This window comes from Catenovulum agarivorans YM01 (assembly GCF_000281085.1).
Taxonomy (GTDB): Bacteria; Pseudomonadota; Gammaproteobacteria; order Enterobacterales; family Alteromonadaceae; genus Catenovulum; species Catenovulum agarivorans.
On record NZ_JH767529.1, the window covers coordinates 28,605 to 52,342 of the forward strand.

At 40.7% G+C, this 23,738-nt stretch carries 14 protein-coding genes; 5 read left to right on the top strand and 9 right to left on the bottom strand.

The window, feature by feature from the left end; genetic code table 11:
* Positions 1–115 precede the first annotated feature (115 nt).
* The 3 genes from mutS to WSC_RS0112435 all read left to right on the top strand — a co-directional run bounded on the left by mutS (position 116) and on the right by WSC_RS0112435 (position 4,127).
* The gene (gene mutS / locus WSC_RS0112425) at positions 116–2,725 is read left to right on the top strand and encodes a DNA mismatch repair protein MutS (protein ID WP_016956263.1); all 2,610 of its coding nucleotides are present in this window, start codon (positions 116–118) and stop codon (positions 2,723–2,725) included.
* Positions 2,726–2,779: 54 nt separating this feature from the next.
* On the top strand, positions 2,780–3,643 hold the full coding sequence (gene folD / locus WSC_RS0112430; RefSeq protein WP_016956264.1) for a bifunctional methylenetetrahydrofolate dehydrogenase/methenyltetrahydrofolate cyclohydrolase FolD: 864 nt from the start codon (positions 2,780–2,782) through the stop codon (positions 3,641–3,643).
* 145 nt (positions 3,644–3,788) lie between these two features.
* On the top strand, positions 3,789–4,127 hold the full coding sequence (locus WSC_RS0112435) for a zinc ribbon domain-containing protein YjdM (protein WP_016956265.1): 339 nt from the start codon (positions 3,789–3,791) through the stop codon (positions 4,125–4,127).
* Positions 4,128–4,402: 275 nt separating this feature from the next.
* Here the strand turns inward: WSC_RS0112435 and WSC_RS22695 are convergent, their stop codons facing one another.
* From WSC_RS22695 to rlmD, 5 genes are all read right to left on the bottom strand, one after another.
* Entirely contained in the window at positions 4,403–5,887 is a 1,485-nt protein-coding gene (locus WSC_RS22695) for a mechanosensitive ion channel family protein (RefSeq protein ID WP_169315475.1), read from the bottom strand.
* 147 nt (positions 5,888–6,034) lie between these two features.
* Positions 6,035–6,751 (bottom strand): hypothetical protein, encoded by a 717-nt coding sequence (locus tag WSC_RS0112445; protein ID WP_016956267.1) that lies wholly within the window; start codon positions 6,749–6,751, stop codon positions 6,035–6,037.
* Positions 6,752–6,817: 66 nt separating this feature from the next.
* Entirely contained in the window at positions 6,818–7,618 is an 801-nt protein-coding gene (gene mazG / locus WSC_RS0112450; RefSeq protein WP_016956268.1) for a nucleoside triphosphate pyrophosphohydrolase, read from the bottom strand.
* Positions 7,618–9,816 carry a GTP diphosphokinase gene (gene relA, locus WSC_RS0112455; protein WP_016956269.1) on the bottom strand — a complete coding sequence of 733 codons (2,199 nt, stop codon included), beginning with the start codon at positions 9,814–9,816 and terminating at the stop codon, positions 7,618–7,620. The genes mazG and relA overlap by 1 nt, the downstream gene beginning before the upstream one ends.
* Before the next feature lie 11 nt (positions 9,817–9,827).
* On the bottom strand, positions 9,828–11,156 hold the full coding sequence (gene rlmD / locus WSC_RS0112460) for a 23S rRNA (uracil(1939)-C(5))-methyltransferase RlmD (RefSeq protein WP_016956270.1): 1,329 nt from the start codon (positions 11,154–11,156) through the stop codon (positions 9,828–9,830).
* Between the two features lie 271 nt (positions 11,157–11,427).
* Between rlmD and WSC_RS0112465 the strand changes: the two genes are divergently transcribed.
* Entirely contained in the window at positions 11,428–12,090 is a 663-nt protein-coding gene (locus WSC_RS0112465; protein WP_016956271.1) for a TonB-dependent receptor, read from the top strand.
* Positions 12,091–12,097: 7 nt separating this feature from the next.
* On the opposite strand, the gene pdsS is transcribed toward WSC_RS0112465, so the two are convergent.
* Together pdsS and pdsR are read right to left on the bottom strand one after the other, a co-directional pair.
* The gene (gene pdsS, locus WSC_RS0112470) at positions 12,098–14,266 is read right to left on the bottom strand and encodes a proteobacterial dedicated sortase system histidine kinase (protein WP_026016826.1); all 2,169 of its coding nucleotides are present in this window, start codon (positions 14,264–14,266) and stop codon (positions 12,098–12,100) included.
* Positions 14,267–14,268: 2 nt separating this feature from the next.
* Positions 14,269–14,970: a proteobacterial dedicated sortase system response regulator gene (gene pdsR / locus WSC_RS0112475; RefSeq protein WP_016956273.1), complete on the bottom strand. Its 702-nt coding sequence runs from the start codon at positions 14,968–14,970 to the stop codon at positions 14,269–14,271.
* Positions 14,971–15,200: 230 nt separating this feature from the next.
* Between pdsR and pdsO the strand changes: the two genes are divergently transcribed.
* Entirely contained in the window at positions 15,201–15,968 is a 768-nt protein-coding gene (gene pdsO / locus WSC_RS0112485) for a sortase-associated OmpA-like protein PdsO (protein ID WP_016956275.1), read from the top strand.
* A 376-nt stretch (positions 15,969–16,344) separates the two neighbouring features.
* On the opposite strand, the gene WSC_RS0112490 is transcribed toward pdsO, so the two are convergent.
* Together WSC_RS0112490 and WSC_RS0112495 are read right to left on the bottom strand one after the other, a co-directional pair.
* A complete protein-coding gene (locus tag WSC_RS0112490) occupies positions 16,345–16,839 on the bottom strand; it encodes an REP-associated tyrosine transposase (RefSeq protein ID WP_016956276.1) in 495 nt (164 codons plus the stop codon).
* 68 nt (positions 16,840–16,907) lie between these two features.
* Positions 16,908–23,699 (bottom strand): glycoside hydrolase family 30 protein, encoded by a 6,792-nt coding sequence (locus WSC_RS0112495; RefSeq protein ID WP_157447279.1) that lies wholly within the window; start codon positions 23,697–23,699, stop codon positions 16,908–16,910.
* Positions 23,700–23,738: the final 39 nt, after the last annotated feature.

Genomic DNA, 23,738 nt, shown 5'->3' on the forward strand with positions numbered 1-23,738 from the left:
TACCCTATATTGAATAAAACGCCACTCAATAACCTGGACTCGGTTTAACAATCAGAGTATTAGCTAACTTGTTACCCCGAGCCCAAGTTAAATATCATATATTTAAAAGTGTAAAATGAGCAAAAACGCAACAAATTCAAATACCAACGAACAGCAACACACTCCTATGATGCAACAATACTTAAAAATAAAAGCAGAGTATAAAGACATCTTAGTGTTTTATCGTATGGGTGACTTTTACGAACTCTTCTTTGATGATGCAAAAAAAGCATCAGAATTAATAGATATCTCACTCACCCATAGAGGCAAAACTGCAGGCAAACCCATTCCAATGTCGGGTGTGCCTTATCATGCAGTAGACACCTATTTAGCAAAACTAGTCGCTTTGGGTGAATCGGTTGCTATTTGTGAACAAATTGGCGATCCTGCCACCAGCAAAGGCCCTGTTGAACGTCAAGTTGTGCGGGTATTAACCCCAGCTACCATTACTGAAGAATCTTTATTAGATGAACGCCGCGATAATATTTTAATGGCCTTGTGTGAAGTGCAATCACCTAGACAAAAACAATTGATGTTTGGTGTTGCTACTTTAGACATTACTTCAGGCCGTTTTGAAGTTGCTGAATTAGATTCATCTGAAGCTTTACAAGCCTTTTTGCAACAAACGCGCCCAGCCGAATTATTGTACCCAGACAACTTTGCCAACTTAACTTTGTTAGATGAAGTGACCGCGAGTAAACGCCGCCCAGAATGGGACTTTGAAGCAGACACAGCGTTTCGCCAGCTAACTAAACAATTCAATACCAAAGATTTATCCGGTTTTGGCATTAGTGACAAACATGCAGCTGTTGGTGCTGCAGGCGCTATTTTGCAATATGTAAAAGATACACAAAAAGCTGCGGTACCACATTTACGTGGTTTAAAAGTTATTCGTTTATCAGATAACTTATTTTTAGATGCAATTTCAATTCGCAATTTAGAACTCAGCCAAAGTTTGTCTGGTGCGCGTGGGCAAAGTTTATTGTCAGTACTCGATCAAACTGCCACACCTATGGCCAGCCGTTTATTACAACGCTGGATAGTCCATCCAATTCGCGATTTAACTCGCTTAAATCAACGCCAAGATGTGATTGAAAGCATTTTAAATTCTGGGGTTTATACTGAGCTTAGACATCAACTCAAACAAGTCGGTGATATAGAGCGCATTATTTCGCGTATTGCGTTGCGCTCAGCGCGCCCGCGTGATTTTTCACGTTTACGTAATGCATTAACCATAGTGCCTGATATTCAGTTTTTATTAGCCGATTCAGGCGAAGACAGATTGCAAGAATACAGCAAACAAATACAGGCATTTGATGAGTTAGCTGAATTATTAAACCGCGCAATTGTTGAAAATCCACCTGTAGTTGTGCGTGACGGTGGTGTATTAGCCGAAGGTTATAATTCTGAATTAGATGAATTGCGTAGATTAAGTGCAGGTGCACAAAGTATTTTAGAACAAATTGAAATTCGTGAACGTGAGCGCACAGGCTTAAATACATTAAAAGTTGGCTATAACAAGGTTCATGGCTTTTTTATTGAGATTAGCCGCGCACAAGCAGCACAAGCACCGGTTGAATATACCCGCAGACAAACACTTAAAAACGCAGAGCGTTTTATTACCCCTGAGCTTAAAGAGTTAGAAGACAAAGTATTAACCGCACAAAGCAAAGCACTCGCGCTTGAAAAACAATTGTACGAGCAGTTGTTTGATATTTTTGCGCCGCAAGTCAGTGCACTGCAAAACACCTCTGATTTAATTGCGCGGTTAGATGTGTTAAATAACTTAGCTGAACGCGCCGAAACACTCAATTATTGTCGACCACAATTCAGTGACAAAGCGGGTATCCACATAAGTGGTGGCCGCCACCCAGTTGTTGAAGTTTTATCGTCAGAGCCTTTTATCGCTAATCCTGTTGAGTTAAACGAACAACGCCGAATGTTAGTCATTACTGGGCCAAACATGGGTGGTAAATCAACTTATATGCGCCAAACTGCATTAATTGCTTTGATGGCTTACATAGGTAGTTTTGTGCCTGCTGATCAAGTGGTTGTTGGACCTATTGATAGAATATTTACCCGTATTGGTGCTTCTGACGATCTCGCCAGTGGTCGCTCTACTTTTATGGTGGAGATGACAGAAACGGCCAATATCCTCAACAATGCAACAGAATACAGCTTAGTATTAATGGATGAAATAGGCCGTGGTACCAGCACGTACGATGGTTTATCCCTCGCTTGGGCATGTGCCGATAACCTAGCGCGTAAACTAAAAGCTTTTACTTTATTCGCCACCCACTATTTTGAAATGACTCAATTAACCGAGCAACTGCCGACAGTTGCTAATGTGCATTTAGATGCCATTGAACATGGTGACAGCATTACCTTTATGCATGCAGTGCAAGAAGGCGCGGCCAATCGCTCATTTGGATTACAAGTTGCGTCACTTGCAGGTGTGCCAAAAAATGTGATTCATCAAGCAAAAACTAAGTTGCATGAGCTTGAAAACAAACCTGCTTTGCAAGCCGGTGCAGATGCCAATACAGCATCATCAAGCAACAGCCAAGTGGATTGGTTAACCGCCAAACATCCGTTGGCAGAAATGATGGCTGACTGCGACCCAGATAGTATGACACCAAGGCAAGCTTTAGACTTTTTATATTTGTTAAAACAACAAGCTGATTAATCTTAAATTTCATGCGACAATACGCGCAGATAAATAGACAGAGATAGGCAATCAATGACAGCGCAAATAATTGACGGTAAAAGTATCGCTTTAAACATACGAGCAGAAGTAAAAGAAGCAGTGGACGCTCGTATTGCCGCCGGTAAAAGAGCACCGGGTTTAGCAGTTATTTTAGTAGGTGCTGATCCGGCTTCACAAGTATACGTAGCAAACAAACGCAACGCTTGTGAACATGTTGGTTTTGTTAGTAAATCATACGACTTACCTGCAACCACCACTCAAGAAGAATTATTAGCTAAAGTTGACCAATTAAATCAAGATGATGAAATTGACGGCATTTTGGTGCAACTCCCTCTTCCTGCAGGTTTAGATGCCACCCAAGTTATCGAGCGTATTGCACCTGAAAAAGACGTTGATGGTTTCCACCCATACAACATTGGTCGTTTGGCGCAGCGCATCCCTGTTTTACGTCCTTGCACACCATTTGGTATCACCAAATTAATTGAAAGCACTGGCCAAGATGTAACTGGTATGGAGGCTGTAATTGTTGGTGCATCTAATATTGTTGGCCGCCCTATGGCATTAGAGTTATTGCTTGCAGGTTGCACTACTACTGTAACGCATAGATTCACTAAAGATTTAGAAAGCCATGTACGCCGTGCCGATTTATTAGTAGTTGCTGTTGGTAAACCTGAATTTATTCCAGGTGATTGGATTAAACCAGGTGCATTAGTGATAGATGTAGGTATAAACCGTTTAAGCACGGGCAAATTAGTCGGTGACGTTGAGTATTCTGTAGCTGCTGACAAAGCAAGTTTTATTACCCCTGTACCAGGTGGTGTTGGCCCTATGACAGTTGCGACGCTTATTTCTAATACGTTACAAGCCTGTGAGGCACGCGAAGCCGCTGCTGAATAAATTTTATAATTAGCCCAAAGTTGGCTGATTATTGTAGTTTTGATGGCGTTGTTGATTAAAAATCACAACGCCATTTTTATTTTCCAGAGTTTAATTTATTGGTGCCAATTCTGAGCACTTAGCTTTAATTGTTTTAGGATTTTTTATGTCAGATACTTTACCAGCTTGCCCTAAGTGCGGCTCTGAATACACTTACCAAGATCAATCTTTATATATTTGCCCAGAGTGCGCGCATGAATGGTCAGATTCTGATCCTGTTACTGAAGAAGGTTTAGTGGTTAAAGATGTACATGGCAATGTTTTGCAAGATGGCGACCAAGTTACTTTAATTAAGGATTTAAAAGTTAAAGGCTCATCGTCTGTTGCGAAAATTGGCACTAAAGTAAAAATTAATCGCTTGGTGGATGGCGACCATAACATTGATTGTAAAATTGATGGCATTGGGCAGATGATGCTTAAGTCTGAATTTGTTAAAAAAGCTTAGGGCGTCTGGATTAAATGTCGCTCTCGTAAAACGTCCCTGTTTTACGAAGTTTTAGAAAATCAGCATTCGAGTAGCCATTCTCTAGCTTTGCAATGGCTGCTGAAACAATACAGTACGTAAATTGTCTAGAAGGTATATGGGTGTGTTGCGAACAAAACTTCAAAAGATAGGGATATCTTTTGCGAGCGACCCACGGACGGGCTTGAAGCGCTTTTGTGAGTAATTCCCCATATAACTTCCTTTCCATGCCACCGGATTAAATCGCACTTTTGTATCTACTCATAATCCCTATAGTCAGTTAAGCCAAAAAACGAGGTAATTTTATCTAACATGTGTACAGATGCCTGAGTAACCCGCTCATTATGCGACTCCTCATCCAACTGCTCTTTAACCGACTGAGTTTCAACTTCACGCGCCGCCAAAATAGAAGAAATTTCCTCCGCCATAGCTGGCCTGTCATGCAATACTTTTTGAAATGCATCGCGGAACAAGCGATAACACTTAACATCAGAAACAGCCACAACAGTTGCACTGCGCGGCTCACCCGTCATTAAACCCATTTCACCATAAAAGGTTGGAGCCGACATTTCAGTTACTTTGCGTTTGTGCCCACGAACACTCACCCAAACTTCAACCTCACCTTCAGTCATAATATACAACCAATGGGCTTTATCATTTTGCACCATGATGTTTTCCCCTTTAGAGTACAGCACTGGCTGTAAGCTCTTAGCAAGTTGCGCATATTCTTTGGCGGTTAATGCATTTAAAAACTCAACTTGTTTTAACGCATCAATACGATTTTCCATTTCACTGCGCGCTTTGCGCTCGCGCCTTTCGTTGTTGTCTTTTTCAACAAAAATTTGCGCGGCTGGGATCGCCATAGGAATTTTAGCGCGCTGCAATGCTGCATATAGACGTCGGCGTACTAAAGAGTTGGTTGGGTCGTCTTCCAGTAAATCGGTTAACCAATAGCGAATAGCGTATATGGCATAACTGTTATGATGCTCTTTGGCAAAGTCGTAACAAATACAGTTAGGCTTGGGGAAAGGCGACATATTTGGAATAATAGGTGGCGCTTGAATGGCTTTTTCAACCGTCTCGATAACAAACGAAGGGTTAAACCTAAAATCGACAGCAAAATACACCCACATTCTATGCTGACGAGATTCCCCTTCACGTTTACCCAAAATCATAATATTCGCCGCTAACAATGATGAATTAGGCACAATTAGCGTATCCCAATCACGTGTTTCTAATACAGTGTGTCGCCAGCGTATTTCTTGTACTCGCCCCTGTTTGCCATTTTCAAGTTGGATCCAATCACCAATGCGAATTGACCTATCCAATTGCAGTGCCAAACCACCAATTACATTGCCCAAAGTTGCTTGTAAACCTATCGCAAGAATTGCAGTAATTACCGCTGAAGTTGCTGCAATACTTGTAGTATCGACATCAAAATTTTTCAGCGTCACTATCAACAAAATGATGATAGAAATGCCTAAAAATAGTTCTGTCACCAACGAAGGTAAATTATGGCCGAGTTTAGGAAGGACAAGCTTAAAAACTAGAATTGAGAAAATTTCGACTATGGTTAACCAACCAAGTAAAAAGCTTAGATTCTCTGTTGTATCAATAGCAGTAGAAGTTTCAAGTTCAAGGCCAATCGCTAAATGATAACCTGCAACTGCGAATAGATAAGATAAACAGAAAAAAGCAACACGGCGGATTCGACTATTATTGCCAGGAGCAAGGTTTCGCACCGAAGCTGCGCTTACTAGAAATAATAAGGTTAAAACTGTTGCACTAATCCAATTGGTAAAAATCATAAATGCTTAAAATTATTATTCAGTAACTTTAAGCATAGACGATGATTTACATAAAAGTGTCACAAACCACTGCAATTTATATCAGTTAGCTGCTTGGCTTTGTTCCAATTCTTGTTGATATTGTTTGTCACGCTCGTCAACATAATCAACATAAACTTCAACTTGGTTAAAAGCTGGCATTTGTTCAAACCAAGCTTTGGCGGCAAGGTAATCTTGATTAAATATTTTACCAATAAACTCATCTGCAACTTCATTGGGTAAACGCTGAAACTCAGCTAACTCAAGTATATTGGCGGTCGCTGATGCCGAGTTTAATTGATATAAACCTAAAGCTAAATGAAGATCTAACTTTCTAACAAAGTCCGCAGGTAACAATTCACCTAACAACTGCACATAATGTTCAGGGTAAACTTTTACAACCCGATAAAGGATTTTTTGCTGAATTGAGCCGTCAGTAACCGCTTTTTTGCCAGCAAAGGCATATTTAAACAATTGTTGTGGATTAGCATCTAACCATTCGTCCGCATAACGCTCAAATGGTTCATCTTGCTCTGCATCGTTTAAATGCAATAAACGTTGCCATGAATAGAGTTTCGGCATGCCCTCAGACAAACGCTCTTGGATATACATCAGCTTAGGATCAACTTTAACTGAAGGTGAGTTCGAAACTGCTTGCTCTTGCTGTTGTTTATCTTTTTTTTCTTTTTCTTTAGTTTCTTCAAACAACATAGGTTCGATAATTTTGTAGCTAATAGCTAAAAATACAGCGATAAAAATCAAGGTATTGAGTCTTGGCACTGGCTTTCCCTAAAAGATGAAACTTGTGGAATAACAATAGTTGAAAATATCTATTAAATCAAAAGATTAATTAGTCTGTTTCACCTTTTGCCATAAACTTTCCATTTGTTCCAAAGTCAATTCATCTACTGGTTGTTGGAAAAGCTCTTGTGCGAGTATTTCAACTTGGCGGAAACGCTTTTCAAACTTTTGATTGGCTTTGCGCAAAGTTGTTTCAGGGTCAAGTTTTAATTGACGATTAACATTTACCAAAGCAAACATTAAATCACCGAGTTCTTCTGCGGCTTTTTCTTGTTGTTTAGCAGCAATCTCAACTTCTAATTCTGCAATTTCTTCTTTTACTTTGGCGATAGTTTGGGTTATTTCCGGCCAGTCAAAACCGACTGTCGCACAACGTTTTTGCAGTTTATTGGCACGTGATAATGCAGGTAAATTATTCGGTACATCATCTAATACGCTGTTGTGGTTACTTGATGATTTTTCAGCGCGCTCTTTGGCTTTTTCTTTTTCCCAGTTTGCTTTTATTTCAGCATCTGTTGCTAAATTGGCATCAGCAAATACATGCGGATGACGGCGAACTAACTTTTTACAAATACCATCTACCACTTGAGGAAAATCAAACAAAGCTTGCTCTTTGCCAAGCTGACTATAAAAGATCACCTGAAAGAGTAAATCGCCTAGTTCATATTTAAGCTCAGCATAATCTTGCCTTTCTATTGTGTCGGCAACTTCATATGCCTCTTCTAATGTGTGCGACACAATAGATGCAAATGTCTGCTTAAGATCCCAAGGACAACCCGTTTCTGGTGTACGTAGTGCCTGCATAATAGCTTGTAGATCTTCAATATTATAAAAGTCTTTGTGCATTAAGATTTTAACCGTGTTGCTTCGAAGATGCCTGGTAATTGGCTAACCTTTGATAATAACTTGGTTAAGCTGTCTACATGCGGAACCGACATGTCTATATCAATTGCTGCTTCTTGTTTGCTTTCATCCGAATGGCTACGCACCCCCAATACATAAGCTTTTTCGTTGGCCAGAATGGTTGTGATATCACGCAATAGACCCGATCTATCTTCGGCAATAACCCGTACTGTTACACGATAACCCTGTGAATCTGAGCCACCCCATTCAACATCGACCGCTCGCTCAGGGTGTTGCTCTAACATTTGTGCAAGTTGATCACAATCGCTTCTATGTACCGACACACCTTTACCATGAGTAATATAACCAGAAACCACGTCGCCTTTTACTGGTTCACAGCATTTCGCCATATAAGTTAATAAGTTACCTACACCTTGCACTATTATGCCTTGGGCATTTGCTTCACGAGGCCGCGCGGCTTCAAGTTTGCTCAATAAACGTTCATCAATATCGTTTTTGGCTTTTTGCTGTTTACTTTGAATAAAGTTAATAATTTGGCTCGGGTTAACATCACCACCACCAACTGCTGCAAGCAAATCGTCTAAACTGTGCATGTTAAAACGGCTGATTGCAGGTTCGACATCAGTTAGCGTTAAACCTGAACGTTTTAATTCAGCTTCGAGTAATTCTCGACCTTCATGTAAATTCTTTTCTTTATCTTGCTGTTTAAACCAATGATGCGCTTTAGCGCGTGCCCGGCTCGACTTGAGATAACCTAAACTTGGATTTAGCCAATCTCGTTTAGGGTTAGGTTCTTTACCTGTTAGAATTTCAATTTGATCGCCATTTTGTAAAACATAACTAAACGGCACAATACGACCAGATATTTTTGCGCCTATGCAGCAATGGCCAACATTACTGTGAATGTAATAAGCAAAATCTAAAGGTGTACTACCTTGTGGTAAGTCGACTACATCACCTTTAGGTGTGAAGACATACACCCTGTCTTCAAACACTTGGCTACGCAGCTCCTCGAGCATATCACCATTGCCGTTAACATCTTCTTGCCATTGTAGTAATTTACGTAACCAGTTTATTTTTTCTTGGTAACCGTCTTCTTTGCCATTGGCAGTGCCTTCTTTATAGCGCCAATGTGCGGCAACACCCAATTCTGACTCTTCATGCATTTGATGGGTACGAATTTGCACCTCTACTGGCTTGCCTTTTGGACCTATAACAACAGTATGAATAGACTGATAGCCATTGGGTTTTGGTGCAGAAATATAGTCATCAAACTCTTTTGAAAGTGGTCGCCATTTACTATGCACTATACCCATAGCTTGATAACAGTCTAATTTGCTGTCTAATAAAATACGGACAGCACGGATATCAAATAAGCGCTCAAAAGATAAATCTTTATTTTGCATCTTTTTATAGATGCTATAAATATGTTTAGGTCGACCAAACACTTCGCCTTTAATGTTGTGTTCCGCTAACGCTTCACGCACTTCACGGACAAATTGGCGAATATAACTGGCTCTGTCTTTACGTTTTTCGTCCAACATACTGGCAATTTTCATATACATTTCAGGATGTTGATAACGAAAACAATAATCCTCAATTTCCCACTTAATTTGACCTATACCTAACCTATTGGCTAACGGCGCATAAATGGTCGCAGCCTCTTTAGCTGCTAATACACGGGTTTCTTCATCAGCATTTTTGGCTAAGCGCAATTCGATAATACACACGGCTAATTTAATTACCACAGCGCGTACATCTTCCACCATGGCTAACAACATACGGCGAATATTGTCCACTTGTTCGGCTGACAATTCACCGCGTTTTTGGTGATGTAAAATACGGATAGCCGCCATTTGCTCAATACCATGAACTAGGTCATAGACGGTTTTTGAGAAGGTGGAAACAATGGCTTGTTCGCTAATGAGCTTGCGCTGCCAATAAGGATATAACATGGCAGCAACTAGCGTTTCGCCGTCCATGTTTAAAGTAGAGAGTATTTCAACCAGTTCACGTGAAATACTTAACATCAAAGGGCTAGGATCAAGCTCTTCTAATAATGGGTAACAAGTTTCAACCGCGTGTTTGCGCGTTTCTTCAGAAAACTCAATCGAGTCTATCCATTCTGAAAACGCTAAAAATTTATTATCTTTATCGTGCGATTGCCGTACTGAAACCATAATAACTACCGTTAAACTCGTTTAAACAAAGCCATTGTTTCTACATGTGCTGTATGTGGAAACATGTCCACCAGAGCTATTTTGTCGATTTGATAACCAGCATCATATAAAAATTGGCTGTCTCTCACCAGTGAATTTGCATCACAAGCAATATACAAAACTGAATCAGCTTGCCAGTTTTTTGCCTGTTGACATGCTAATACTGCGCCATCTCTGGAAGGATCGAGCAGAATTTTATCATAGTCCCCCCAATTAATCTGTTTAAGCTCTGTTTCGTCAGCTAAATTTTTTGCGATAAACTGGCAATTGTGAATTTGATTAAATTCTGCGTTTTGCTGCGCGCGAGCAACAGCAGATTCACTGCCTTCAAAACCGGAGACAGAATGGGATACTTGGCTAATTGGCAAAGAGAAATTGCCACTGCCACTGAATAAATCGAGCACCTTGTCTTGAGATTGTACTGCTAACCAGTTAATTGCTTGTTCCACCATTTGCTGATTCATTTGATGATTAACTTGAATAAAATCAGCTAACTGAAAGTGCATGATTAGACCCATAATTGGGTAACTAAGTTCCCTTGTTGCACCATCTAAAGGCAAGGCGGGCATAGAACCAGTTTGCAAATAAAATACACAAGCATATTGCTGTGAAAATTGTTTTAATTGGTGTAAATCAGCTTGTGAAAAAGGCTCGGCAATACGCAGTAGAATAATTGATTGCTCGCTATTTTGATGAAGCTCAACATGTTGAATCTGTTTTTTATCAATCAGGCTATCAAGTTGGCCATGTAAAGCTGGTAGAATTTTTTCAAATGGTTGAGCCGCTAATAAACATTTATCAACCGCGACTAGCTTTTTACTGCGTTTTTGCCGCAAGCCGATATGTAATTTATCTTGTTTACCTTCATACCAAGCAGCTAGACGCACTCTATTGCGATAATGCAGGTCGTCTGCTTGTAAGTTGCGTTGCCAAGGCAAGTTGTGCAATTTAACTTTGCTAAATAAACCTTCAACAAATGTTTGTTTAGCCGCTATTTGTGCTTGCGGCTGCATATGTTGCAACTGGCAACCACCACAAGTTTCCGCCCATTGGCACGGAGGGGTTTGCCTAGCTGTTGATTCAGTTAAACATTTAATACCCTGTGCTTGAATAAAGTATTTTTTGTCTTCAAGCACTTTAGCCTTCCATGTTTCGCCTGGCAAAGCACCTTCAACAAAACAGACTTTGCCTTGATGGCGGGCAACACCATGCCCTTGATGGTTAATACCATCAATAGTCACTTCAATAGCTTTGGGTTGTTTAGTGTTTTTTTTATTTGACGCGGAGAAAAGTTTAACCATAAGAAATAAGCAGCAAACTGATATTGTTTTTTAACCGTGGAATTAGCTATCAGTATACACGCAAATGGTTGCATTCAACTTGATTTTTGGTCGTTGGCAAATGTTTAAGTAAAGCATGTGCAATCAAATTCAATTAATGGCATAGTAGCGCCCGCCTGCAATGTATTTAATATTCAATGGATTAGAAAATTATATGAACCACAAGTGTTTTTCCCTAACGATCGTAAGTCTATTAGCCCTAACCTATAGCTTATCCGGCTGCCAAAGTACTATGAATTTGAGTCCAAAAGACAACTCAGCTAAGTCTTTTGTTGTTGGTGCTGACAAGCGCATTACCAATCGCCTTAGTATAAAAGGGGAATACTCAAAACTTTTAGGTAATGATCAACAAGTATTTGGCGGCACACGCCCAGAGGCTATTCAGATTGACGGCGAGCGTTTTGTTGGCGACCCCGACACGCCATTAAATGTCGGGTATGAATTTGATATTAAGACTGCTAATTTAGAAGTAGGAATTGAACTCGTTCAAACACGATTTTATACACTAAAACTATCGCCTGGCTTGTCTTATTTTAAATTTGATTTAGATACGCAAGTAGACAATAAAGTACTTAACATTGTTGATAGTGACTTTGGCCTAGGCACCAAAGTAACCCATCAATTCAATCTCAATGAACATTTCACTGTAAATTTAGGTGTATCGGTTTATAGACACCTAAATTCAGGTGATCTACTAAAGGCTTTTCAAGAAATAGCCTATGTAGTCAATGACAATTGGCAAGTGACTTTAGGTTACAGATTATTGGATTTAGAAGATAGCGGCAGTAGCAACAATGACAGTTGTACACCCAATAATGCAGCAAGAGTTTGCCAAGACTCCGAAATTTCATTCGAAACAACAGGCTTTGCATTAGCTGTACAATACAGCTTTTAACACAAAATTATTCGCTCACCTTCATCATAAACTCAATAACCACACCTTGGTGTGGTTGGTGTTGGTTGTAGGCGCTAATTTGACCATGGTGAAACTGGCTGACTAATCTTGCAATATACAAACCCAAACCTAGGTGGGTTTGTTGGCTATCGCTGTCGCGCACCGATACCATAGAGTTAAATAAGTTAGCCGCCATTTGCTCTGGCAATAATGGCCCTTGGTTAAAAATGCTTAACACTAGCTGTTTTTTATCTCGGACTAATTTTATTTCTATTTCACTATTAGGATTGGCAAAATCTATTGCATTGGCGAGTATTTTTTCGAGCATTTGTACAATTAAATCCGGACTACCTATAACTTGGTAATCACTCGGCATTTCAATTAACTTAAACTGCTGATTTGGGAAAGTTTGCTGATGTGCCATCACACAACCTTGCACCACAGCGGCAAAATCAAATGGTTCTTTTTGCGCTAAATAATGTGAATGCTGAATAGCTTGTTCAAGCCGAGTTGCTTCTGTCATAGCGGCTAACATGCTGTTCAACCTTTGCATACCTTGCTCAGCACGTTGAAAAAATTCATTGTCTTTAAGCTGAGTTTGTTCAACTTTTAACGCCTCTAAACTAGAAGCTATAATGGCAATCGGCGTTTTAAATTCGTGCGACATACGCGACGACATGCTTTCTAAATACCTATTGTATTGGCTAAGCCTTTCGACCAAATCACTAACAGAGCGCGACAAGTCACCTATTTCATCGAACTGCTTTTCCGGTTTAACTTTGGTCAAGATGCGCCCTTGGGCATCTACCGCCAAACCCAGTTGTTTTTTAAGGTTTTGAATACGCCCAGATATACGCAAAGCGAATAATAGAAAAATGCAACTGCCCACCAATAACAACAGCACCATTTGATTAAACAGGTTTTGCAAACTTTGGTTACGCAAAGTGCGTATGCCGTGGGTGGTTTCTTCAATAACGACAGCGCCTAATACTTGGCCATCAATATAAATAGGGTGGGCGGCCGATAAAATCACTGCGGCTTTATCCGGGGTTAACCGCCAAGCTGTATCTGCTTTACCAATGAGTGCGTGTTTAAGTGCTTGGTCGTCAATTTTGACTGCGTCTTTTAGCTGATCAATAAAGTGTTTTGATGGGTGAGTTAACACAGCGTCGTAAACAGGCTGCAACAGAGATTGCATCTGCTGCAAAAATTTAGCCGAGGTATTGCTGGTTTGGTAAGTAGAAGTTGCTTGCTGAATATCGCCACTGCGCGCCAATACTCGACCGTGTTTATCTACCACCCAAATACGTGAATTGTGATAACTTAACCCTTTGATAATCGCATCTATCTCAGGAGATGGCACCAATATAGTACCGAGTTCGTCTGCATTACCGATTGCACCAACCAGCTCGCGCGAGTGCACATCATCAACATCAAATATGGCAAAACCTACTTTGGCGCCAACCCAACTAATAGGTAACCTCAATTCTAAATCATAACCTTGGGTCGTATTGCGCCAATACCCTTGCACTTGTTTTTCCGGCAGCTCAGCACGGTTATTTTCATCGACAGCAAAAGCATTGACCCATTGGCCTGTTTGCAGATTTAGTTGGCTAGTATTGCTCGCAGCAAAAATATATCTTTGTAAACCTGTGTCAGGTTTTAAAATGGATATTTGTAAATAGTCGTTTTTATCGACCGCATAACTGTTGTTTGGCCTGAGCACCACAACATCATCCTTGACTGATATAGCTAGATATAAATGTTGCTGATACTGCCCCACTTTTTGGCTAAAACTGAGTGATGAAATTTGCGTGTCGGAAAATGCGGCTAATCTATGTGCGTGATCATAGTTTTGTTGATATTTATCTAAACTCGCCCATTCGTTCAATTGTCCGTCTAACTTTACCGGAGCTGACAAAGCATAAGCATATAAGTCTCGAGTTGGGATAACTTGTTGTTGGTAGGCGGCTGATTGGTCAAACAATGCAGGACGTTCATGCAAAGCGGTTGCAACCGCTTTAGCTGTACCCAACATAGTTTGCTCTTGCCCTGCACGTAAAAAATTCTCCATTTCCGAGACATATTGATATCCCAGCAATGGCAGCAACAACATGCTGCTAGATAACAGCAGTAGTTTGCTTTTTAACGAAAAGAGTTTTTTTAATAACCTCAACTTTAAAGTTTCCAACGGTAACCCATGCCATAGACGGTTTCTATATGTTGAAATTGAGCATCGAGCTGTTCAAACTTACGCCGTATACGTTTGATATGCGAGGTTATGGTTGTATCGTCTACCACCATGTGCGCATCTTGCATTAGTTGGCTACGATTACGCACATGTCCTGGGTGTTTAACCAAACTATGTAACATCCAGAACTCAGTAACAGTTAGCTCAAGCATAGTGTTCTGCCAGCTGACTTGCATTTTGTCTAAATCAATATTCAAGTCACCTAATTCTATACCTTTATTTTGTTGCTGTTCAAAAGATTGATTAAGCGCCTGCATACGTCTAAACAAAGCGTTAATACGCGCAGTTAAGTGCACTAAACTTATATTTTTATTTAAATAATCATCCGCCCCTATACGCAAACCAGTAATTGTATCTATATCAGAATCACGCGCAGTTAAAAACATAATCGCCACTTGTTGAGAGCGGTTACGCAACCATTGGCACAAGGCAAAACCACCTTCGTATTCGTCTTTTAGACCTATATCAATAATGGCTAACTGTGGCATTTTGTCGGCTAAACCTTTTTCAGCTGCCGGACGGTCAGCATAACAATCCACTAAATAACCATGTTGGCGCAACAAACTGGCGTAGTTGTCTCGCAGCGCTGCTTCATCCTCAATTATCGCAATATGTTTTTTAACTGACATGCTATGCCTATAACTAGCTTTGTTTTTGATGTTTTAACAGCAATATACCCTATGCAATTGCTGAAACAAGCTCGCGTGCACAATTGCCATATTGTTGCCACAATTGTTCAGCAGATTGCCATTTGTGACCGACCAGAAAAACAGATTGTTTGTGTTTAATAGATTCCAGATACAGGAGAGCTTGGTCCCTGTGTTTTAATTTTTAACATCTATGAGTCTGGAGAAACACAATGAAATTTTTTAAACCTTCTATTTTAGCTTTATCTTTAATTACAGTTACTTCGACCGCAGCTGCTAACGACACTTTTGAGCAGTGGCAAAATCAATTTAAACAAAAAGTTGAACATGCACAGGAGAAAATGGCCGAGCCGGAAAACATTGGTTTGTTGTCGGGCGGTAGCTTAGGGTTAATGACAGGCGGGCCACTTGGCGCTGTTGTTGGCGCGGTTATCGGCGGTTTAATTGGTCATAGCCATGAGCAACAAACAGAAATAGAGCAAATTAGTTTAGTCAGCGCAGATCATCAACAAAAAGCAGCGCAATTAAGCCAACATTTGCAGCAACAACAGCGCCAGCAGCAAATTCAATTGCAACAGGTATCACAACAAATTGATATGTTGGCCACACCATTCACCCAAGGACGCAGTTTAAATTTAACCATTTTGTTTAAAACCGGTTCAAGTGAATTAACCGAAGATTATCGTCAACAGTTAGTGGGAATTAGCCGTTTATTAACCGCCATGCCTGATTTACAAATTCAGCTAACTGGTTTTGCCGACCAAAGAGGTGGCGCAAATTATAATCGCCAGTTATCGAATAAACGCGCTGAAACCGTCGCGGTGTTTTTGCAAAAAATGGGCATAGATGAACAACGCATTAGTTTTACCGCACAGGGGGAACAAGCACATTTACAAGACGACTTGGAGAGTAACTTTTTTCAGCGAAAAGTGGATATCACCATCGCTAAAAGCCCAGCCCAAGTTGTTATGGTTCAGTAGTCGGGAGTTTTTTATGTAGTTTAGGGGCAGTGTCTTGTGTTGCAGTTTTGATGATAAGTCGCGGCTAGAATGGTGTAAAGCAAGCGTACTCGAAGCATAACTTTCTAAAAACAATTGTTGGGATTCACTTCGTTCGTCCCAACCTACATCAGACGTTCAATTAACCCAGCAATATCAATGCAAAACAAAAGTAGACGAGAATGCTGATTTTCTAAAACTTCACAAGATAGGGATTTCTTGTGCGAGCGACCACGGACGGTGTACAGCGTTTTTAGAAAATTATGCTTCTCGGCTGCTTGTTAGCACTTACTCAAAGCGCCTAATTGCAACATATAGCAATAAACTTGTTGGAACCAACGCAGTGAATCCCAACAAATCAACATCCCCAATTTTCATTCACCCAACCTAATTTAATATACTTGTGAATACTCGAATAAGGCCAATCGGCTGGTGACGACACATAACCATGCTTTACGGGGTTGTTATGGATATATGCAACATGCTTTTGTAAATCGTCTTCACCGCGAATTAAATGTTCCCAATAACGTCGTTGCCAAACCCCACGTTCACCTTTTTTCATTCGGCTTTGGCTGATTGATTCACCTTTTTCAATATACTGAGAAAAATTAACTTTGAGTTGACGCCACCTTTGAGCAAAGTCACTATCATCCTCAGGTAATTGCCATATCACATGCATATGGTCGGGCAACACTTCAGCTGCGATTGTTTTGACGGGTCTAGTAACAATCATTTTTCGATAGCTAGATCGCAATAATTGAATATTGTCCGTTAACAAGGATTTATCGCGGTCAGCTAAATTTACAGTGAAAAAATAGCACCCGCCTTGGACAAAATGTCGTCGATAATGCATTGTAAAATTCCTTTTTAGTTTATCCATTGCATTGTTGGGATTCACTCCGTTCGTCCCAACCTACACACCTAAAATTCTAATTCTGTTTTTTGCCTAAAATACTGTACATCTAACAATCCCGGATGTGCCGACAAGCCCATTAACATCACAGCCAATGCGCGCATATCCAAAGTATCACTTTGCCAACTAGCATCATCAATATCGTAACGCCACGGCACTTGAATACCACTCACCTGCGTATCCAAAATCGCTAAATTGTTATCTTGCCAAGCCAATACATCCGCTACTAACGACGCATCCGCGCCGACAAAACCAGCGATCACACTCACATCGGCAATATTGTTGATATGACTGTCAATGCTCGAATCTATACCAAAACCCCAAACATACGAAGGCTCAGCAAAGTTCTCATCCCAATAAGCTTTTTCCGCTTGCGCGTGCGATAAAAACAACTGGCGATAATTAGCCGAATTTAAAACATGATTAATTAAATAGAAGTTTAATTGGTGATTTAACGCGGGCACAGATTGACTGTTTTCATCGGCTGGCAACGCATTTCCATCCACATATACAAGTGGGAATTGTTGACCGGTTTGGTAATAACTTTGCCAAACTTGTTCAGCCAAACCATCGTCCATATTCATAGCCATCCAAACCGCGAGCATTTGCACTTGGTAAACACCTTGAGTGGATAAACTAACCCCAGCAGCATCTTGTGTAATATTTAACTCACCTAAACTGGCGTTGCTCACTAAATCGTCCCAAACAATAGTCTGAGCAATTGAATCAACCGCTGTAGTAATTGTGTCGCTAACAAAGTGTTGTTGGGCAAATTTAATCCCAGCCATCAATATCGCAGTATCTATTGCCGAATAATAATTCGATTCAGTCGCAATACTGCCATCATCATTCCAGTATTGCGCAACCCAGCCATTCGCGTTAACTATGGGCGCAACGTTTTCATTTTCTCCATTTAACGTTTGTAGTGTTTGTACAAGTTTAGCGGCGGCCGAGCTATCCCAATCCAGACTATGCGCTATGCTCAGCGCAATTAAACCCAAACCTGTTGCCGCGCCGCTGCGCAAACTATTGTCTGAACCATCGGCGTTTAAAAATGGCCGATATAAACCATTCGCGTCCCGAGCTGAGTCAATTAACTGGTAAATATCTTGCGCTAAAATACTGGTTTGACTGATTTGCTGCAAATCAACCACAGGCGAGTTGTCAGTATCCCAAATCAAACTAACGACATCAAAACTGGCGAGCTCAACTTGGATATATTGCCCTTGCCAATTCACATCAACTTCGACTGTATTTGTGCTGTTATTCACCAACACAACCACCACAGTATTGTCAGGGTTTTTATACGCGAGCGTAGACACATCTTGCGACCCTGAAATACTCGAAATCAATACAGCATCATCTTGTAAAAATTTACTAATATGGCCAAACGCATAATATTCAGCATTAGCCGTCATGCTGCCACTGCTATCAATAGTGACTAAACTGCGGCAATTGCTGCAGCCGTTTTGCACTGGGCCATTATCGTTATCTAAAGCTAAACTGTCGTAAAAAATGGAAGATGCCCCAGCGTCAAATGTTGGGATCAGCATATCCGACAAAGTATCCGTTAAATATTGGCCAAAACTTCGGCCATCATTTTCATTACGACAACTGGTTAAATGTACTGGGCGTGAACGCGTTTGTGCCAATATTTGTGTAATGGCTTGAGTGTAATCTGTCGCACCGTTGGTTGCTTGGTAACACTGCAATGCTATCGCATTAGTACGGCCATAGATAAAATCGTCAGCTAGTGCATTTATCGCGAAATTGGCAATATCAGCATTTTGTTGGCTATCAAAATCAGTCCAATTGCCATCCCACAACCACAATTCAGGGCTAGGTCTGAATTGACCAACAACCGGATACCAGAAGTCTTCAAAAAATAATAAATAGTCGTCGCTTGCCCACAACATAGACGGGAAGTCATCAGCTAAATGCGGCTGGTTTTGTAAACTTATACTGCTAAATTCAATACCGCGATTTTGATATGCCTGCATAAATGCTAACCAATAGTTGGCGTAGCTTTGATAAAACTCAATACGTAGCGAACCACCAGCAAAACTCTCATTATCTTTCATCCAAGCAGGTGCGCTCCAACTAATCGCATGTAAACCTATATCTGTTTGCACATTTTGAATATCTAAAAGCAGCGGGATTAAATAATCTTCGTCATCATCTAGGCTAAATTGCGTAAGGTTAGGATCGGTTAGGCCAGTCGACATATCGTTATAACTGCGCGGCGCCCGCGCGATAAACTCGCCCATACCAGACAAAGGCACACGTAAATGTTGTAAACCTATGCCTGACTCTGTAGAGAATATTTGATTAATAATGTTACTCGATTGTGCCGACTGATAAATTAAACTCGCGGCACTGTCTGTTAAATTTGCACCTAAACCTGCAATTTTTTGTGCCGGTTGGCTATCACTCACGTCAATTTGAATTGAAGAGGTACCAACACCGGCACGCAAAATTTGTCCAGCACGCTCTGACAGCAATAAACTAGCATCACCAGCAGTGCGCCAAACTTCAACTGAGTTGGTTAAACTTGGATTAACTGTATGCGTATATACACTTGAGTCTGTGGTTAAGTCACGGCTGGTAATACGAATAACAAACGAAGTTTGACCAACAGTGTCACAAGCCATGGCAAAGTTGTAATTGTCCCCTTCGGTAAACGAGGCGATAACGCTGGAAGCTTGTTGATTTAGCACTTCAATTTGTCTGGCATCCCCTTGTTCATCATCCGCTAAACTAATTGAATATCCGATTGATGATTCACCAACACTACATTCAGATGATACGGTAGACGCTGTTGCTAATGTGTCCTGATGTATTTCCCCTACATCAAGAATTGCCGTTGTTTCTGCACTAGCATCATTAACAAAACCTTGAATGATTAGGCTCTGTTCACCACGATTACGTGTACTGATACTGGCACATTGTTGGCTATTTAATGAGACTGTTTGAAATGATTCATTGCTAAATTGATAGGCAGCTCTATAAGTTAATGAATCTCCGTCAGCATCAGTGCCGGTTAAACATAAAGTAACTTCTTGACCGTCTCGAACCTGCTCACTAAATTCTTCTGGGTTTTGCAGCGCCAGCGACAAAGTCGGTTTTGCATTAAGCGTATTGCTGATCACATGGCTATATACCAAAGAATATTGCACTTGGTTACGGCTAACTGTGCGGATCATAAAATCAACTGCGTCCACCGCATCACACGACAAACTAAAAGTGCCTGAGGTAATTTGCCCAAGCGATGCCAATACATCTAAGCTGATAGCATCCACTACATCTATGCTATAAGCATCACCTTCAACATCTGCGCCGACTTGCACCGCAAACACACTCGCCGCATCGCCCGCACGGCAACTACCACTAGATGAAAAAGCCGTTTGCACTGAATCTAAATGAATGACACCAGCGTTAATCGTATCGTTACCCGTTGCTGTACCATCACTGACAAAACCTTCTATGGTTAAGTTCTGCCCGCCCCTGTCGGTTAAATCTATGCTGCCACACAAATTCGTTAAAGTTAGACTTTGTTGAGTTTGGTTATCAAAGCGATAAAACACTTGAGTGTTTAAGACTGTGTCTTCGGCATCAGCAACTGTTGCACATACCTCTATACTTTGTTGATCACGCAAATTACCGTTAAACCGCTCGGCATCTGCATTCAGCGTTAAATCTATTGTTGGTGCAGTATTGTTTTCGGCGGCAACCACATGAGAATATTGAGTGGATAAACTAGATAAATCACGGCTGCTAGTGCGGATAACAAACGGAGTCACCCCATTAGCATTACAATTTAACGAAAAACTTGCCGGAGAACTCGACCCCAAATTAGCGATAAGTTGATTAGTAGTAGCGTGATAAACAGCCAATGCATAACTGTCGCCTTCAACATCATCTGCAACTTGCACAACATAAGTTCTATCATCATCACCTTGGCGACAATTTTGGCTAGTTGTGTAAGCAAATTGCACTGTGTCTTGATGAATCACATAAGATTGCTCTGACGTTACCTGTTCAATGCCGTCACTCGCATAAGCAGTAAACACCAGAGTTTGATTGCCCAAAGCGTTAGTTGAAAAAGTTGTACAACCTGAGTTAAGGCTAATATTTTGCGCGGCCGCACCATTTAAACTATAGGTTAAACTTGTGGTTAAGTTGTCACCATCTGCATCATTACCGACTACGCAGACATCAAATTCATGATTATCCCGCAATTTGTCTAAATAAGTTTGCTGATTGTCTAACACTATAGCTACTGTTGGCGCAGTATTAACTGGTGCATTAATCGTATGTCGATACACCCGAGAGTATGTAGTTAGATCACGGCTTTGATTACGAATATAAAAATTAGTCAAACCCGCTGTTTGACAAGACAATGCAAAACTTGCTGTGCTGTTGATAGTGCCCAAATTAGCGATAACTTGATTATTGCTCGCATCAAATACAGTGAGCACAGTTGCATCACTTTCACTATCAGCAGGCAAATTAATGTTATACGTTAATGAACCATCACCTTGAGTACAGCTATTGTCTTGCGACGTTGCAACTTGAATTGTATCCAAATGGATTAGACCAATTGATTCAGCTAAATCAGTAGATACTTCGCCATCACTAGCGTTAGCCTGCACAGTTAAAGTTTGACCACCACGATCAAACAAAGAAATTGCCATGCATGAGTTATTGTCTAAGTTCAGGTTTTGTACGAATTGATTATTAAACGCATAATTGCCAGTTACAGTAACAGCCTGCCCTTCAGGATCACTTGTAGTAAAACATAAAGAGCCAATTTGATTGTCACGAAAACTGCCAGCAAATTCAGTGGCAGTAAAAGTATAGTTTATACTTGGTGCTTGATTTGGTTGTTCTGTGACTGTGTGCTGATAATCAATTGATTGCACAGTTAAACCACGACTTTGTGTGCGCAGATAAAAAGGCGTATTACCAACATCGTCGCAGGCAAGCTCAAATTGTCCTTGAGTAATAGAGCCGAGAGCAAATAAAGATAAACCCGTATTGGCATTTATTACATCAACAGTATAAGCATCCCCTTCTGAATCGCCTTCAATACTCACAGAGTAAGAAACAGCCTCATCCCCTTGTGTACAATTTAAACTTTGTGAGGTAGCAAATTGAATTGTGTCTGCGTGAATTTGCCCTACATCTAAGCTTTGTTGGATTTGGGTCAAGCCGTCATCTACTGTGGCAAATAAAGTAAGTTTTTGCCCACCGCGCCCTTGAGTAGATAAACTGGCACAATTATCAGTTAGGGTTATATTTTGTTGTGTTTGACTCGCCCAAGCATAAGCTAAACTTGTAGTTAAACTGTCATTATCCGTATCTGTTGGTTGTAAACAAACTTGTAAAGTTTGATTATCCCGATACAGCAACCCCACTCTATTACCAGTTACATCAATCGCCACCTGCGGTGCTTGATTCGAAACTTGAGTGACAGAATGGCTATATACCACACTGCTTAATACTTGGCCTCGGCTAGTTGATTGAATTTGATAACGAGTTAAACCAAGTTGATTACAGTCAAAGGTAATGCTGTTTTGTTGACGAATATTGAGCTGTTTTAATAGCTCATTCGAATCAGCATCTATCGCTTGCAAAATAACAGTATCAAACTCTGCATCCGCACTAACATTAATATTAACCGTTTGTGCATTATCTCCAACTAAACAACTCGAATTTTGACTAGTGGCGATTGGAACAGTATCACTGTGAATCAAACCTAAATTTAATTCAGCAGCCGTTGCATTAACCCCATCAGACACCTGTGTAAGCACAGTAATTTGATTGTCACCTAAACCGCTAGTATCTAATTCAGTACACAAATTATTCGCAGTTAAATCAATTAACTGGCTAGTATTCGTAGAAGCATTGCTAATACGCGCTTGAAAACTGGCGGTCAGCACATCACCTTCAGCATCAGAGGTGACTAAACAAATTGGTACTTGCTGATAGTCGCGTAATTGCGACGAAAAATAACGTACCGAATCAGCCAATGCAGCAAAAGCCACTACTGGTGCTTGATTGTTTTGTGGATTGTTCGCAAAAGAAATTTGTAACTGCCCAGGCGCGCTAGCCTTAGCACCTAAACTATCAACACAAGCAGCAGCTAATACATCACCTTGTTTAACCGTGCTGGCCGCTAAATTAATTTTGGCATTGGATGCTTGCTCCAACCAATAGCGACCATTAATGGTTAACTCAACTTTAGTGCTATCACCATCAACATCGTTACAGCTAGGTAAATGAATTTGTTTTTTTTCAGCCGCAGAAAAAAACAAAGTGGTTAACTGAGCAAAATCATTGGCACTGGCAATAGCAACTGAATTTTCCGCAATTGTATATGGGTAGTTTTGGGTTAAAAACTCAGTGCCATTGGCGCTCATTTTGCCGCGAATCAGCAAACTGCCGCTAAAAGCTTGTGGGTCTAAAACAAAATTAAGCTGGTTGTCTGTGGTTAAGTTAGTCCACGAATTGCCATTATCGTCAGAAACTTGACCAACAAAAGCAGCGCTACTGGCCGAACCTTGGGTAAGTTGAATGGAAAAAATAACTTGGCATTGGCTGAAAGGGCGAACACTTTGTGCGCTAAAGGCACATTGGCTTGGCAAATTATTGCCACTAATAACTAGCTGACTTGCCATTTGCGGCAAGGTTACATCAGTGTTTCCACCATCTGGGTTATTATTATCTGGCTCTGCTGGCTCTGAGCCACCACAGCTAACCAGTAGTAATACCCAGCAGAGTACAGCCAATTTGTGCAACAAACTTAACCTCGAAAACGTCAATCTTTTGTTAGTAAG